Raw genomic sequence first — 15,124 nt, forward strand, 5'->3', positions numbered from 1 at the left:
CGCATGCGCGCTGGCGAAAACAACCGACATCTGACCGGCTGGCTGCTGGCCTCGCCCCTGACTCTCGTGCTGATCTTCTTCCTCGTGCTGCCCATCGCGATGATCGTCGTGGTGAGCTTCTGGAAAGCGACGGAGTTTTCGATCATCCCGGCGTTCAGCTGGGAAAACTACGATTTCCTTTTTGGCTCGCCGGTGACCTACCGGGTGTTCGGCAACACGATCAAATACGCGCTGATCGTCTGGGCCTGCACCTTGCTGATCGGCTTTACGGTGGCCTATTTTCTCGCCTTCCATGTGCGCACGCAGACGTGGCAGATCGCGCTCTTCCTGCTGTGCACCATCCCGTTCTGGACCTCGAACATCATTCGGATGATCTCGTGGATCCCCTTTCTGGGGCGCAACGGGCTGGCCAACTCGGCGCTGATCTCGGCGGGCATCACCGACGAGCCGCTGGAATGGCTGCTCTATTCGGATTTCTCGGTGATCCTCGCCTTCGTGCATCTTTACACGCTGTTCATGGTGGTGCCGATCTTCAACACCATGATGCGCATCGACAAATCGCTGATCGAAGCGGCCTATGACGGCGGCGCTTCGGGCTTCCAGACGCTGACCAACGTGATCATCCCGCTGTGCAAGCCGGGCATCATGATCGGCACGATCTTCGTTGTCACATTGGTGATGGGCGACTTCGTTACGGTGCGCTTCATGTCAGGCTCGCAATCGGCCAACGTCGGCCGCCTCATCCAGAACGACATCGCGCTGCTGCAATATCCCTCGGCCTCGGCCACGGCGGTGGTGCTGCTGATCACCGTGCTGATGGTCATCGGCATCCTTCTGCGCTTCGTCGACATCCGCAAGGAGCTCTGATCCATGGAATCCCGTCCCCGCTCCTTCTACGTGCTCGGCGCCTTCTTCGTGCTGTTCCTGCTGTTCCTCTACGGGCCGACCTTCACCATCGCGATCCTGAGCTTTCAGGGGCCGCAGGGCGGCCTCACCTTCCCGATGCGCGGCGTCTCGCTGCACTGGTTCTTCGATCTCTTCGAGCAGCAGGCGGTGGGCGACATCTGGGGCAGTTTCCGCCGCAGCTTCGCGCTTGGCCTGCTGGTGATGGTCACGACGGTGGTGGTCTCGGTGGCGGGCGGTCTGGCGTTCCGCAAGCGTTTCGCGGGCAACGCGGTGCTGTTCTATCTGGTGATCACCTCGCTGGTGATCCCGTCGATCCTCGTGTCGCTGGGCGTCGGGCTGATCTTCAGCCAGCTTGGCCTGCCGATCCACTGGGCCAGCTCGGGCTTCGGCTCGCAGCTGACATGGACGCTGCCCTTCGGCCTGCTGATCATGTTCGCCGTGTTCAACCGCTTCGACAAATCCTTCGAAGAGGCGGCCCGCGATCAGGGCGCGACCAACTGGCAGACCCTGCAGCATGTGGTGTTGCCGATCATCGCACCCTCGCTGATCGGCGTCGCGCTGTTTGGCTTTACCCTCAGCTACGACGAGTTCGCCCGCACCCTGCTGACCGCGGGCAGCTACAACACGCTGCCGCTCGAAATTTACGGCATGACCACCAATGTCACCACGCCGGTGATCTTTGCCTTGGGCACGCTGACCACCGCCTTTTCGCTGGTGATCATCGGGGTGTTCCTGCTGACCGTCTGGTCGATGAACAAGCGCCGCGCCAAGCAGGGGTCCGACGCCGGTAAGGGAATGGTCTGATGGCCTATGTGATCATCAACCCCAACAGCACCGCCGCGATGACCGAGGGCATGCTGGAGGTCGCCCGCGCCGCGGTGCCGGGGGTGACGCTGGAGGGCTGGACCAACGCGGGCGGCCCGCCCGCCATTCAGGGGCATGAGGACGGTCTGAAAGCCGCGCCGTCGCTGCTGGAGCTGATCGACAAGGCCAATGCCGAGGGGTTCGAGGGCATCATCATCGCCTGTTTCGACGACACCGCGCTGGAGGACGCGCAGGCGCGCTCGGAGGTGCCGGTGATCGGGATCGGTCAGGCGGCCTATCATATCGCCGCGCTGCGCGGCTGGAGCTTTTCCGTGGTCACCACGCTGCCGATCTCGGTGCCGATCATCGAAGGCAACATCATCGGCTACGGGTTCGAGCATCTCATGGGCAAGGTCCGCGCCTCGGACGTGCCGGTGCTGGCGCTCGAAGAAGACCCGGACAAGGCCACCGAGGCGGTGGCGGTGGAGACTGCCCGCGCGATGGCCGGCGACGGCGTGGACTGCGTGATCCTCGGCTGCGCGGGCATGGCCAAGCTGACGGCGCATCTGCGGGGCCGCTTCGACAAGCCGATCCTCGACGGGGTGGAAAGCGCGGCGCGGCTGATCACGGCGCTCTAAGCGGGATTGGGCCGCCAGGCGCTTGCCCGGCGACCGTCGCGAGGCAGGGCTTAAGCGAGGGCTTTCGCCGTCGCGTCCAGCGCCACGCCGGGTTTCGCCATCTTCGGCCAGCTTGCGATGATCGCCGCGCAGCCCTTCACCTTGTGCTGCACGAGCAGCGCCGGAAGGTCCACGAGCCGCCCGGTGATCATCCGCTCGCCGGGTTTGGACACTTCGACCGCGATGGTCAGCGGCGCATCCTCGGGCATCCCGGTCTGGAGCAGCGAGGTGGTGATCCGCGCCGACTGGCCGACCGCCATGTAGAGCGCCAGCGTGACGCCGGGCTTGGCGTGACGCGCGCAGTCGGGCATGGGGTCGCCCTCGCGCGCATGGCCGGTGGCCAGCACCAGCGCGTCGGTTTCGCCGCGCGTCGTCAGCGGCATGCCCGCATGGGCGGCGGCGGCCATGGCGGCGGTGACGCCGGGCACGATCTCGACCTCGATGCCGTGCATCCTTGCCGCCTCCAGTTCTTCAGCGGCGCGCCCAAAGATACCCGGATCGCCGGACTTCAGCCGCACCACCTTTTGCCCGCGCAGGGCGGCGGCGACGATCACCGCGTTGATCTGCTCCTGCGGCCAGGAATGCGCGCCGACCTCCTTGCCGACGAAGACCAGTTCCGTCGTCGGTCCTGCCATGGCCAGCACCTCGGGATCGACCAGCCGGTCGTAAAAGATCACATCCGCCGTGCGCAGCCGCGCGGCGGCGCGCAGGGTCAGCAGGTCCGCCGCACCCGGTCCGGCACCGACCAGCGCAATGGAGCCCTTGGCCGGCATTTCGTGCGGCGCGGCGATCGGAAAGCTGGGAAGAACGCTCATCTCGGGATCCTCATTCTGCGGCTTCGGGAGAGACTTCGGGCGCGGGGGATTTGGCGCGGGCCAGAAGCGCGGCCAGTTCGGGGCGGCAAGAGCCGCAGTTGGTGCCGGCCTGCAGGGCCGCGCCAATGGCGTCGACGTTCATCAGGCCCTGCGTTTCGATGGCGCTGAGGATGGTGTTCACCCCAACGTTGAAACAGGCGCAGACCACCGGGCCCGAATCGGGCTGATCCGCGGGCGCGCGGCCGGTGAGCACATGGGGCGCCTCTTCTCCGGGCAGCGACGCCACATGGCTGCGCATCACCACCACCGGCTCGGGCGAGACGAAGAGTGCGGCCAGCAGCCGGCCCTCGGAATGGAAGGCGATGCGGACGCTGCCACGGCGCGGATCGTGAACCACCTGCGCCTCGGCGCGGGGCAGATCGAACAGGCGGCGCGCCTCGGCTTCCCAATCGGCGGGGACGGTGCTGCCCGCCATCTCCACCTGCCAGCCACTGCGGGTGCGCGCCAGCGCCCAGTAGTCGCTATCGGGCGCCATTTCGGTGCAGGAGACGGCAAAGCCGTACCAGCGCGCCTCGAAGGGCGCGAGCCCGACCACAGCGCCCTTGCTCTCGGGCTGGCCCGAGATCGGGTCGGTGACGGGGGGCACGAGGGCGTCGATGCGGGCGGCGGGCGCGGTCTCGCCGGTCCAATGCATAGGGGCGAAGACTTCACCCTTGTGCACCTTGTCGGTGACCAAGGCGCGCAGCAAGGCGGTGCCTTTGGGCGAGGTGACCCGCACGAGGCTTGCGGGGGTGATGGCCAATGCGGCGGCGTCGGACGGGTGGATTTCCACGAACGGCTCGGCCAGATGCGCAGACAGGCGCGGCGAGCGGCCGGTGCGGGTCATCGTGTGCCACTGGTCGCGGATACGCCCGGTGTTGAAGCGGAAGGGGAAGCGCGGCGCGGTCTTATTGGCGAAGTCCTTCCACTTCACCGGCACCATGCGGGCGCGGCCACTTTCGGTGTAAAAAGCGCCGCTGCCGAAGAACCGCCCGCCCTTGCGCGTCCCGGCGAAAGGCCAGCGGAACGGCGCCAGCGCGAGATACTCGCCATCGGTGAGACCGGCGTGGCCGGAGATGTCGAAATCCTTGCCAAAGCCGCCCGCGATCCCCGAAAGCGCGGCGTATTCGCGAAAGATCTCGGCGGGGGAGGCGTAATCGAACCCCTGCAGCCAGCCCATGCGCTTTCCCACTTCCGAGAGGATTTCCCAGTCAGGCTTCGCCTCACCGGGCGCGGGCAGGGCGGCGCGCTGGCGCGAGATGGTGCGGTCGGAATTGGTGACGGTGCCTTCCTTCTCGCCCCAGGCGGCGGCGGGCAATAGCACATGCGCAAGCCGCGCGGTGTCGGTGGCGGCGGTGATGTCGCTGACCACCACGAAAGGGCAGTCTTTGATGGCATCGCGCACGCGGTCGGCGTCGGGCATGGTCACGGCGGGATTGGTGTGAATTACCCACAGCGCCTTGATCTTGCCCTCGCCCACGGCTTGGAACAGATCGACAGCCTTGAGGCCGGGCGTCTCGGGGATTGTCGGCGAGGACCAGAACTCACGCACCGCCGAGCGATGGGAAACATTCTCGATATCGAGATGGCAGGCCAGCATATTGGCCAGACCGCCCACCTCGCGCCCGCCCATGGCGTTGGGCTGGCCGGTGACCGAAAGCGGCCCCATGCCCGGCTGCCCGATGCGCCCGGTGGCGAGGTGGCAGTTGAGGATGGAGTTTACCTTATCGGTGCCCGAGGAGGATTGGTTCACGCCCTGGCTGAAGACGGTGACGACTTTTTCGGTCCGCACAAACAGATCGTAGAACTTGCGCAGCGTCGCGGCGTCGAGGCCGGTGCGCGCGGGATCATCGTCCGAGGCGCTCTCGAGCGTGGCATCGAAGCCCTCGACATGCGCCATGAAGGCCTCATCCGCCGCCCCCTGCACGGCGATCTCAGTCAGCAGCCCGTTGAACAGCGCCACATCGGTCCCGGCCTTCAGCGGCAGGTGCAGATCGGCGATGTCGCAGGTGGCGGTGCGGCGCGGATCGACGACCACGACCTTCAGGGTCGGGCGGGCCTTTTTGGCGGCAACGACACGCTGATACAGGACCGGGTGGCACCATGCGAGGTTGCTGCCCACCAGAACCACCAGATCGGCCTCTTCGAGATCCTCATAGGTGCCGGGCACGGTGTCGGTGCCGAAGGCGCGCTTGTGCCCCGCCACGGTCGAGGCCATGCAGAGCCGCGAGTTGGTGTCGATATTGGCCGAGCCGATGTAGCCTTTCATCAGCTTGTTGGCGACGTAGTAATCCTCGGTCAGCAGCTGCCCCGAGACGTAGAAGGCCACGCTGTCCGGCCCGTGCTCGGCGATGGTTTCGCGAAAACGCAGGGCAACGAGATCGAGCGCGGCGTCCCAACCCGTCTCGATCCCGTTGACACGAGGCGAGAGCAATCTCCCCTCGAGGCCCAGCGTCTCGCCCAGCTGCGAGCCCTTGGAGCAGAGGCGCCCCTTGTTTGCAGGGTGCGCGGGATCGCCGCGCACATCGAGCCCGCCCGCCCCGTCAGGGCGCAGCAGCACGCCGCAGCCAACGCCGCAATAGGCGCAGGTCGAGCGAATCTCAGGCAGGCCCGTTCCGTCCATCACGCGGCACTCCTCTTTCCGACGGCGACGCCATCGAGCAGGATGCGCTCACCTTCGAGGCGCACCGGATAGGTGGCGATGCGGCCCTCGTCGGCACCCTGCGCCTCGCCGGTGTTCAGATCGAACACCCAGTTGTGCAGCGGACAGGTGACCTTCTGGCCGTGCACGATGCCCTCGGACAGCGGCCCGGCCTTATGCGGGCAGCTGTTGGAGGCGGCAAAGACCTCGGCCTCGGCGGTGCGGAAGATCGCCACGCAGCCCACGGGGGTTTTCACCAGCCGCGCCCCGCGCAGGGGAACGTCGTCGATATGTCCGATGTCGATCCAGCTCATTCCGCAGCCTCCAGCGTGAGATCGGCGAGCGGGTGGAAGCGGCGTGCCACCTCCGGCTTGGCCCGCTCGGCCCATGGGTCCTTTTGGTAAACCGACTGGGAGAGATCGAAACGCTCGACCAGCGCCTGCCGTTCGGCGGCGTCGGCGAGGGTCTCTTTCACCCAGTCGAGCCCGACCTTGGCGACCCATTTGTAGGGCCGGTCGAGGTATTTGGCGTGCTCGCGGTAGAGCTGCACGAAGGCGACGGTCCATTCGATCGCCTCTTCCTCGGTGGGCACGTCGACCAGACGCTCGGTCTCTTTCACGTCCATGCCCGCGGCCCCGGCGACGCCGATCTGGAAGCCGCTGTCGACGCAGACGATACCCACATCCTTGCATGTGGCCTCGGCGCAGTTGCGCGGGCAGCCCGAGACGCCGAGCTTGACCTTATGCGGCGTCCACGATCCCCAGAGCCGCCGCTCGAGCGCGATGCCGAGCCCGGTGCTGTCCTGCGTGCCGAAGCGGCACCATTCGGAACCGACGCAGGTTTTCACCGTGCGCAGACCTTTGGTGTAGGCGTGGCCCGAGACCATGCCAGCCTCGTTCAGATCGTGCCAGATGGCGGGCAGGTCTTCCTTTTTCACGCCCAGAAGGTCGATGCGCTGGCCGCCGGTGACTTTCACGGTGGCGCCGTATTTCTCGGCTGCCTGCGCGATTGCCATCAGTTCCTGCGGCGTGGTCATGCCGCCCCACATGCGGGGCATCACCGAATAGGTGCCATCTTTCTGGATGTTGGCGTGGTTGCGCTCGTTGACGAAGCGGCTTTGCGGGTCGTCCACATAGTCGAGCGGCCAGTCGGCGAGCAGGTAGAAGTTCACCGCCGGGCGGCAGACATGGCAGCCGTTGCGGGTGGTCCAGCCCAGTTCCTGCCAGACCGCGTCCTGGCTTTTCAGCTCCTGCGATTTGATCAGGCGGCGCACGTCCTCATGGCTGAGGTCGGTACAGCCGCAGACCGATTGCGCGGCGGGGATGACGAAGTCATCGCCCAGCGTCACGGCAAGGATCTGCTCGACCAGCCCGGTGCAGGTGCCGCAGGAGGCGCTGGCCTTGGTCGTGGCCCGCACCGCGCCGAGGTCTCCGGCACCGGCATTGATTGCGTCTTCGATCTGTCCCTTGCAGACGCCGTTACAGCCGCAGATCTCCGCGTCACGCGGTAAGGCTGCAACGGCCGCCATAGGGTCCGCAGCGGCCCCCCCTTGGTAGGCCGGTCCGAAGATCAGGGTCTCGCGCATCTCCTCGACGCACTCACCGTCCTTGATGAGCCCGTGGAACCACGCGCCGTCGGCGGTGTCGCCATACATGACCGCGCCGATCAGGCGGTTCCCTTCGAGGATCAGGCGCTTGTAGACGCCGCGCGCCGGGTCGCGGAAGACGATGTCCTCGCGGCCCTCGCCTTCGGCAAAATCGCCCGCCGAGAAGAGATCGCAGCCGGTGACCTTGAGCTTGGTGGCGACCTCCTTCTGCACGAAGCGGGCCTCCTCGCCGAGCAGGGTCTTGGCCAGCACCTTGGCCTGATCGTAGAGCGGCGCGACGAGGCCGAAGATCGCTCTGGCGTGCTCGACGCATTCGCCGAGCGCCAGAACATCGGGGTTCGAGGTGACCATGTGATCATCGACGACGATGCCGCGGTTCACCTCGAGACCCGCTTCCTTGCCAAGCGCGGTGCTGGGGCGGATGCCCACCGCCATGACCAGCAGATCGCACGGGAGTTCGGTGCCGTCGTCGAGTTGCAGGGCGCGGACGTGGCCGTTGTCATCGGCGAGGATCTGTTTGGAGTTGGCCTTGCAGTGGATGCGGATGCCCTTGTCGACCAGCGACTTGCGCAGCAGATAGCCCGCCGCCTCGTCCAGCTGACGCTCCATCAGGTGGCCCATGATGTGCACCACGTCGACCTCGGTGCCGCGTGCGGCCATGCCGGCGGCGGCTTCCAGCCCCAGAAGACCGCCGCCGATGACCACCGCGCGCTTGCCTGCGCCGAGGGCCATCATCGCCTCCGTGTCCTCGAGATCGCGGTAGGGGATCACCCCCTCCAGATCGTGACCCGGAAGCGGGATGATGAACGGGTTCGAGCCGGTGGCGATGACCAGCTTGTCGTAGGGCAGGGCGCCCTTTTCGCCGGTCACGACCTTCTTCTCGGTGTCGATCGCCACGACCTTTTCGCCGAAGCGGCAGGTCACGCCGCGCTCTTCGTACCAAGCGGCGTCATGGGTGACGATCTCTTCGTAGGTCTTCTCGCCCGCCAGCACCGGCGACAGCATTAGGCGGTTGTAGTTGCCGCGCGGCTCGGCGTTGAAGAGGGTGATGTCATAGGCTTCGGGGCTGGCGTCGGTCAGGTGTTCCAGCATGCGGCCAGAGGCCATGCCGGCACCGATCACGATGAGTTTCTTCGCCATCTCGGTCACTCCGCTGCAATCGCCGCGGGGGCGGCTTTGGGTTTGGGCTTGGCGCCGTGCTCGTACTCTTCGAGGAAATCGAGCACCTCTTGGCGGTAGGCGTAATAATCGGGATGCTCGAGCAGCGCCTTGCGGGTGCGCGGGCGGGGCAGGTTCACATCGGTGATCTTGCCGATGGTGGCCTGCGGGCCGTTGGTCATCATCACAACGCGGTCGGCCAGAAGGATCGCCTCGTCGACGTCATGGGTGACGCAGATCGCGGTGACCTTGGTGCGGGACCAGACCTCCATCAGCACCTCCTGAAGCTCCCAGCGGGTGAGGCTGTCGAGCATGCCGAAGGGCTCGTCGAGCAACAGCAGCTTGGGCGAGAGGGCGAAGGCGCGGGCGATGCCGACGCGCTGCTTCATGCCGTTGGACATATCGGCGGCGCCGCGGTCCATGGCATCGGCAAGGCCGACCCGCTCGAGGTAATATTCCACCACGTCCTGACGCTCGGCTTGGCTGGCCTTGGGGTAGACCTTGTCGACCCCGATGGCGCAGTTCTCGCGGGCGGTGAGCCACGGGAAGAGGTTCGGCGACTGGAACACCACGGCGCGCTCGGGATCGGCACCCTCGACGTGGCGGCCATCAAGCTTGATCGCGCCCTTGGAGATGCCGTTGAGCCCTGCCGCCATGGTCAGCACGGTGGATTTGCCGCAGCCCGAGTGGCCGATCAGCGAGATGAACTCGCCGCGGTTGATCTTGAGGTTGAAGTCCTCGACCACCGTGAGCGGACCCTTCGGCGTGGGGTAGATTTTGTGGAGCTGCGAGAAGTCGAGGAAGCGCTCTTCGATCAGCCCTTCCTGCGCCTGCTGCACGGCCAGCGGCACGGCGTGGATCGGGGTGACGTTGGGCAGGATGCGCGAACCTTCGACCTTGCCTTTGATGCCGACGTCCATGAGGTAGCCGGTGACCTCGGCGCGCAGTTTCTTGAACCCCTCGTGGTGGTTCATCTCGCTGCGCTCGCGCGGGCGGGGGATGTCGACGCGGAACTCTGCGCCGAGCGTGCCATCGGGGTTCAGCGCGATGATCCGGTCGGCGAGGGTGATCGCCTCGTCGACGTCATTGGTGATCAGCACGCAGGTTTTCTTGTCCTGCTCCCAGATCGCCTCGATCTCGTCGGCGAGGTTGGCGCGGGTCAGCGCGTCGAGCGCCGACAGCGGCTCGTCGAGCAGCAGCACCTCGGGCGACATGGCGAGCGCACGGGCGACGTTGACCCGCTGGCGCATGCCCCCCGACAGTTCCGCCGGGCGGCGGTGGATGGCGTGGCTCAGGCCGACCATCTTGATGTAGTGGCGGGTTTTGCGGGTCTTTTCGTTCTTGGTCATCTCGGGGAAGACCGCGTCGAGCGCGAGGCGCACGTTGCCCTCGACCGTCAGCCACGGCATCAGCGAGTAGTTCTGGAAGATCACGCCGCGCTCAGGGCCGGGGCCCTCGATGTCGAACCCTTTGAAGGTGACGCGGCCCTTCGTGGGCTTTTCGAGCCCGGCCATCAGGTTGATCAGCGTGGTCTTGCCGGTGCCGGAGAAGCCGAGGATCACGAGGAACTCGCCTTCTTCCACCGAGAGGTTGATGTCCTTCAGCACATGGGTCGCTTGCGTGCCCTCGCCGAAGCTTTTCGAGACGTTCTGGAACTCTAGGATGCTCATCGCATTTCCTTTCGCGCTTTGGCTTCGCTTGCTTGAGCGCCGCTCAGCGGTTGTTCGAGAAGGTGAAGAGGGACTGCAGGGCATACATCACGCGGTCCAGCAGGAAGCCGATGATGCCGATGGTGAAGACCGCGACCATGATCTTGGCCAGCGAGGAGGACGAGCCGTTCTGGAACTCATCCCAGACGAACTTTCCAAGGCCGGGGTTCTGGGCGAGCATCTCGGCGGCGATCAGCACCATCCAGCCCACACCGAGCGACAGGCGCAGACCGGTGAAGATCAGCGGCAGGGCCGAGGGCAGCACCAGCTTGGTGATCTTGGTGTAGGTGTTCATCTTGAGCACCTTCGAGACGTTCACCAGATCCTTGTCGATCGAGGCCACGCCAAGCGCGGTGTTGATCAGCGTCGGCCAGAGCGAGCAGAGCGTCACGGTGATCGCCGAGATCAGGAAGGATTTCGAGAACATGCCGTCGTTGGTGGCATAGGCTGCCGAGACGACCATGGTGACGATCGGCAGCCATGCCAGCGGCGAGACCGGCTTGAAGATCTGCACCAGCGGGTTGATCGCGGCATTGGCGGTGGGCGAGAGGCCCGCGCAGATGCCCAGCGGAATGGCCACGGCGGAGGCGATCAGGAAGCCGAAGAAGACGGTTTTGATCGAGGTCCAGATCTGCTGGTAGTAGCTCGGCGCGCCGGTATAGGCGACCTCCTTGACCTGATCCGCCTTGCCCGCGGCAATCAGCTTTTCGTTGCGCTTGTCGACCATGGCTTCGAATTTGGCTTGCTTGGCCGCCTTGGCCTGCGCATCGGCGTGCAGGTTGACCGCCTCGCTCCAGACCTGCGCCGGGCCGGGGACCGCGCCGAGCGAGGTCTGCACCTGCGGCGCCAGCGTGCCCCAGAGCACGAGGAAGGCGGCGATGGCGACCAGCGGAACACCAAGCAGACGCCAGACATCCTTCATCTGGGCCTTGGGGTTGTCGCCAGCGGCGGCCTTGAGCAGCGGCGTGATCCAGGCAAGGCCGAGGACCTTGAACCATGCATCGGCCTTGTTGATGCGGGTGAACAGACGCGCCCGGCGAGCCTCGCGTTCGGCGTCTCGGGCGAAATCGGGATCGACGGTGGTCATGATGTCCGGTCCTTGATCTGGATGGCGCGGGCGGGAGGGGCGCGCATCGGGAGGAGGAAGAGGTGAGGGTCTGGGTATCTGCCAGGAAAGTGGCCGGGCGTCAGAGGGAGCGCCGCCCGGCCTCAGGTGAGGCTGAAGAGGTCAGCCCTGAACTTCGTTGCCGATGACCTTCTGGTCGCCTTTCAGGCCGATCGGCAGGCTGTCGAGGTAGGCGTTCGGAGCTTTGCCGTCGTAGGCGATGCCGTCGATGATGTCCTCGGCCGGGGTCGGTGCCTTGTAGCCGTCGCTGTCCCACGGGAAGTCGGCTTCATTGGCGAGGCCTTCGTCGACCAGCGCGCGGGCGGCTTCGAGGTAGATCTCGGGCTTGTAGACCGACTTGGCGACCTCGTCGTACCAGCTGTCGGACTTGGCTTCGGCGATCTGGCCCCAGCGGCGCATCTGGGTCAGATACCAGACGGCGTCGGAGTAGAACGGGTAGGTGGCATTGTGGCGGAAGAAGACGTTGAAGTCGGGAACGTCGCGCACGTCGCCTTTTTCATACTCGAAGGTGCCGGTCATCGAGTTGGCGATCACCTCGGCGTCGGCGCCCACGTATTCCGGCTGCGACAGCATCTCGACCGCTTCCATGCGGTTGGCGTTGTCGTTCTCGTCGAGCCACATGGCGGCACGGATCAGCGCCTTGACCACGGCCTTGGTGGTGTTCGGGTTTTCCTCGGCGAACTCGGCGGTGATGCCAAAGACCTTCTCGGGGTTGTTCTTCCACAGCTCGTAATCGGTGACCACGGGCACGCCGATGCCTTTGAACACAGCCTGCTGGTTCCACGGCTCACCCACGCAATAGCCCGAGATGGTGCCGGCCTCGAGGGTGGCGGGCATCTGCGGCGGCGGAGTGACCGAGAGCATCACGTCGGCGCTGATCTGGCCCGAGATGTTCTCGGGGCTGTAGTAGCCCGGGTTCAGGCCGCCCGCGGCGAGCCAGTAGCGCAGCTCGTAGTTGTGGGTCGAAACGGGGAAAACCATGCCCATGTTGAAGGGCTTGCCCTCGGAGTTGAACTTCTCGACGACCGGCACCAAAGCCTCGGCGCTGATCGGGTGCTGCGGAAGCCCGTCGGCGTTTTCCGGGATGTTCGGCTTCATCATCTCCCAGACTTCGTTGCTGACGGTGATGCCGTTGCCGTTCAGGTCCATCGAGAAGGGGGTGATGATATGCGCTTCGGTGCCGTAGCCGATGGTGGCGGCGAGCGGCTGACCTGCCAGCATGTGGGCGCCGTCGAGCTGGCCGCCGATCACACCGTCGAGCAGAACTTTCCAGTTGGCCTGCGCTTCGAGCGTCACAAAGAGGCCCTCGTCCAGGAAATAGCCCTGCTCATAAGCCACCGCGAGCGGCGCCATGTCGGTCAGCTTGATAAAGCCGAAGGTCAGCTCGTCTTTTTCGAGGTCTTGCGCCAGCGCCGGCGAGATAAGCGCGGTCGAGGTGGCGAGAGCGATAAGAAGCTTTTTCATTCGTCGTTCCGTCCCTTGTTGGAGGTCCGGTGCGAGGAGGCGCCCGGACCAAATGCAGAAAAGCCGCTGACACACCGTGACGGTCGTCACAGAGGTCGAGCGGCTTTGCTCATGGATCCCAGGCGTTGGGAGAATTCTTTAGGTCGGGCGCCATTGCCTGACCACGAAAGATTGTTTGCCCTAGCGACAGCGTCCGATCAAAGAAAATTCGCAAGGAAGGGCGCGATTTCGCCCGATACGCGCCTCAGCCTCACCGGCTTGCGCAAAAATTTGGCTTCAGCTGTCGCGTGGCTCAAAAATCCGGCCATCGAAAAACTGATCGGGCCCGAGGAACAGCCGTCCCGCCTCCGAGGCGACGGGAATCGCTGAGGCGAGGGAGCCCTCCAGTTTCGACGACGCGCCGGGCAGATCGGCGTTTGTGCCTTCGAGCGCGGCGCGGTGCAGATCAGAGCGGAAGGTGGCGCGCGCGGCCTGTCCGGCAGCCTCTGGGTCGAGCCCGGTGCGCGCGGCGAGCTGCCGCCCGATCCATTCGGCCTGACTGCGCCAAGGGAAGCTCGCGGCACCGGCGTGGAACTCCAGCATCCGGGGCACCTCGCGTTCCTCGCCCTGCGCCGAGATCACCATGCGCCCGGTCAGCGCCCGGTCGAGCACCTCTGCGGGCACACCGAGATACTGCGGGCGGCTGAGGATTTCGGCGGCCAGCGAGCGCGAGTCGGGCTCGGCCAGCCAGCGCCCGGCGCGCCACGTGGCGCGGATCAGGCGGCCCAGCAGCGACTGTTCGGTCTCGGCCCAGTCGGCGCGCACCGCCAGAACCTTCTCCGGCGCGAAAGACCAGATCGCGGCGCCGGGCAGCAACAGCGTGCCGACGCCGTTTTCCACCGCGATGCTGCCCCATGGCTCGCCGACGCAGAAGGCGTCGATCTCTCCGGCTTCCATGGCGTCGGCCATCAGCGGCGGCGGCACCGTGCGCACCTGCAACGCCTCGGGCACCGACAGGCCAAGGGCCGACAGCCAGTAATACAGCAGTTCCGCATGCATCGAGAAGGGGAAGGGCACGCCGATGCGCAGCGTCTCGTCGGTGGCGGCGATCAGCGCCTTGCCTGCGGCGCTGGCGTCGTCGAAGCCGAAATCGTGCCCCTGCGCGCGCATTTTTTCCGCCAGCGCGTTGCTTACGCCGATGACATTGCCATTGACCGACAGCACCGACACCGCCGAAAGCGCCGTACCCGCACCGCCCAGCCCCAGCGCCGCCGCCACCGGGACGGGCGAGAGCATATGCGCTGCATCCACCCGCCCAAAGCTGAGCATGTCGCGCAGGCTCGACCAAGAGGGCGCGCGCTTGAGGTCGAGCGCGATGCCCTCCTCGGCGGCATAGCCCATTTCCTGCGCGATGATCAGCGGCGCGGAATCGGTGAGCGGGATGAACCCGACAGAAAGTGTGGTGGTCTTCATCCCAGTAGCCCCGCCGCCGTCACCAGCGCCTGCGCCACATCGGCGACGCGCCGTCCCTGATCCATCGCCGCCTTGCGCAGCAGAGCATAAGCCTCGTCTTCGCCGACGCCGCGCGCCTTCATCAGCATGCCCTTGGCGCGGTCGATCACCTTGCGCTCTTCCAGCGCCCGCTTGGTCTCGGCCAGTTCGGTGCGCATGCGCTGGAACATGCGAAAACGCGCGATGGCCGCATCCAGCACCGGCTTCACCCGCTGCGCCTTCAGCCCGTCGACCACATAGGCCGACACCCCCGCCTCGATCGCCGCATCCGTCAGCCCGTCGCCCGAGCGGTCGACGAACATCGCCACCGGCCGCTCCAGCGGACCCGAGGCCAGCGCCAGTTCCTCGAGCGTGTCGCGCGAGGGACTTTCGAGATCGATCAGCACGACATCGGGGTTCAGCGTCTGGATGCGCCGGGCGAGCCCGGTGATCTCCGACACGGTGTGAATCTCGAACTCACCGGCGTCGCGCAGGCTCTGCTCGATCAGCAGGGCGCGCTCGCGGTCGGTCTCGACAATGGCGATAGAAAGCTGGCTGGACATATCCTCTATCGGCCATGCGTCCGGGCACTTGTAAAGCTGCGCCCTGCGCGGCGGGGTTCAAAAATAGGGCATCAGCCCAAAAATTATGCGCGCCCCTGCCCGCCGCGCGCTAGCCCATAGGAAAAGGCCGGAACGCCCCCGCGCCC

At 65.9% G+C, this 15,124-nt stretch carries 12 protein-coding genes; 3 read left to right on the top strand and 9 right to left on the bottom strand.

All coding sequences use genetic code 11. From position 1 onward, the window contains the following. Positions 1-3 precede the first annotated feature (3 nt). From G0A00_RS06910 to G0A00_RS06920, 3 genes are read left to right on the top strand one after another with little or no spacing between them, the layout of a single operon-like run. Complete coding sequence (locus tag G0A00_RS06910) at positions 4-867, top strand: ABC transporter permease (RefSeq protein ID WP_066103650.1); 864 nt, start codon at positions 4-6, stop codon at positions 865-867. 3 nt (positions 868-870) lie between these two features. After that, a complete protein-coding gene (locus G0A00_RS06915; protein WP_066103652.1) occupies positions 871-1,710 on the top strand; it encodes an ABC transporter permease in 840 nt (279 codons plus the stop codon). Next, positions 1,710-2,348 (top strand): aspartate/glutamate racemase family protein, encoded by a 639-nt coding sequence (locus G0A00_RS06920; protein WP_164179966.1) that lies wholly within the window; start codon positions 1,710-1,712, stop codon positions 2,346-2,348. The genes G0A00_RS06915 and G0A00_RS06920 overlap by 1 nt, the downstream gene beginning before the upstream one ends. A gap of 50 nt (positions 2,349-2,398) precedes the next feature. Here the strand turns inward: G0A00_RS06920 and cobA are convergent, their stop codons facing one another. The 9 genes from cobA to G0A00_RS06965 form a co-directional block, all read right to left on the bottom strand. Next, positions 2,399-3,202, bottom strand: a complete 804-nt coding sequence (gene cobA, locus G0A00_RS06925) for a uroporphyrinogen-III C-methyltransferase (protein ID WP_164179968.1) — start codon at positions 3,200-3,202, stop codon at positions 2,399-2,401. Positions 3,203-3,212: 10 nt separating this feature from the next. Further along, entirely contained in the window at positions 3,213-5,864 is a 2,652-nt protein-coding gene (locus tag G0A00_RS06930) for a nitrate reductase (protein WP_164180196.1), read from the bottom strand. Then, positions 5,864-6,196, bottom strand: a complete 333-nt coding sequence (nirD, locus tag G0A00_RS06935; protein ID WP_066103660.1) for a nitrite reductase small subunit NirD — start codon at positions 6,194-6,196, stop codon at positions 5,864-5,866. Before nirD ends, G0A00_RS06930 begins: the two co-directional genes overlap by 1 nt. Beyond that, positions 6,193-8,628, bottom strand: coding sequence for a nitrite reductase large subunit NirB (gene nirB, locus G0A00_RS06940; RefSeq protein WP_164179970.1), 2,436 nt, complete (start codon positions 8,626-8,628; stop codon positions 6,193-6,195). The genes nirD and nirB overlap by 4 nt, the downstream gene beginning before the upstream one ends. Before the next feature lie 5 nt (positions 8,629-8,633). After that, positions 8,634-10,316, bottom strand: coding sequence for an ABC transporter ATP-binding protein (locus G0A00_RS06945; protein ID WP_164179971.1), 1,683 nt, complete (start codon positions 10,314-10,316; stop codon positions 8,634-8,636). Positions 10,317-10,359: 43 nt separating this feature from the next. Beyond that, positions 10,360-11,442, bottom strand: coding sequence for an ABC transporter permease (locus G0A00_RS06950; protein ID WP_164179973.1), 1,083 nt, complete (start codon positions 11,440-11,442; stop codon positions 10,360-10,362). Positions 11,443-11,583: 141 nt separating this feature from the next. Beyond that, positions 11,584-12,945 carry a CmpA/NrtA family ABC transporter substrate-binding protein gene (locus G0A00_RS06955; RefSeq protein ID WP_164179975.1) on the bottom strand — a complete coding sequence of 454 codons (1,362 nt, stop codon included), beginning with the start codon at positions 12,943-12,945 and terminating at the stop codon, positions 11,584-11,586. Positions 12,946-13,221: 276 nt separating this feature from the next. Next, positions 13,222-14,397 carry a CmpA/NrtA family ABC transporter substrate-binding protein gene (locus tag G0A00_RS06960; RefSeq protein ID WP_164179977.1) on the bottom strand — a complete coding sequence of 392 codons (1,176 nt, stop codon included), beginning with the start codon at positions 14,395-14,397 and terminating at the stop codon, positions 13,222-13,224. Next, complete coding sequence (locus G0A00_RS06965; protein WP_066103671.1) at positions 14,394-14,978, bottom strand: ANTAR domain-containing response regulator; 585 nt, start codon at positions 14,976-14,978, stop codon at positions 14,394-14,396. The genes G0A00_RS06960 and G0A00_RS06965 overlap by 4 nt, the downstream gene beginning before the upstream one ends. Positions 14,979-15,124: the final 146 nt, after the last annotated feature.

Origin of the sequence: Salipiger sp. PrR002 (assembly GCF_010500775.1) — a bacterium.
Taxonomy (GTDB): Bacteria; Pseudomonadota; Alphaproteobacteria; order Rhodobacterales; family Rhodobacteraceae; genus Salipiger.

What these genes read in the sequence shown, in the direction of transcription:
- cobA (WP_164179968.1), bottom strand. Translation starts at nt 3,202, where the DNA reads ATGAGCGTTCTTCCCAGCTTTCCGATCGCCGCGCCGCACGAAATGCCG.
- G0A00_RS06945 (WP_164179971.1), bottom strand. Translation starts at nt 10,316, where the DNA reads ATGAGCATCCTAGAGTTCCAGAACGTCTCGAAAAGCTTCGGCGAGGGC.
- G0A00_RS06955 (WP_164179975.1), bottom strand. Translation starts at nt 12,945, where the DNA reads ATGAAAAAGCTTCTTATCGCTCTCGCCACCTCGACCGCGCTTATCTCG.
- nirD (WP_066103660.1), bottom strand. Translation starts at nt 6,196, where the DNA reads ATGAGCTGGATCGACATCGGACATATCGACGACGTTCCCCTGCGCGGG.
- G0A00_RS06915 (WP_066103652.1), top strand. Translation starts at nt 871, where the DNA reads ATGGAATCCCGTCCCCGCTCCTTCTACGTGCTCGGCGCCTTCTTCGTG.
- G0A00_RS06910 (WP_066103650.1), top strand. Translation starts at nt 4, where the DNA reads ATGCGCGCTGGCGAAAACAACCGACATCTGACCGGCTGGCTGCTGGCC.
- nirB (WP_164179970.1), bottom strand. Translation starts at nt 8,628, where the DNA reads ATGGCGAAGAAACTCATCGTGATCGGTGCCGGCATGGCCTCTGGCCGC.
- G0A00_RS06930 (WP_164180196.1), bottom strand. Translation starts at nt 5,864, where the DNA reads ATGGACGGAACGGGCCTGCCTGAGATTCGCTCGACCTGCGCCTATTGC.
- G0A00_RS06965 (WP_066103671.1), bottom strand. Translation starts at nt 14,978, where the DNA reads ATGTCCAGCCAGCTTTCTATCGCCATTGTCGAGACCGACCGCGAGCGC.
- G0A00_RS06950 (WP_164179973.1), bottom strand. Translation starts at nt 11,442, where the DNA reads ATGACCACCGTCGATCCCGATTTCGCCCGAGACGCCGAACGCGAGGCT.
- G0A00_RS06960 (WP_164179977.1), bottom strand. Translation starts at nt 14,397, where the DNA reads ATGAAGACCACCACACTTTCTGTCGGGTTCATCCCGCTCACCGATTCC.
- G0A00_RS06920 (WP_164179966.1), top strand. Translation starts at nt 1,710, where the DNA reads ATGGCCTATGTGATCATCAACCCCAACAGCACCGCCGCGATGACCGAG.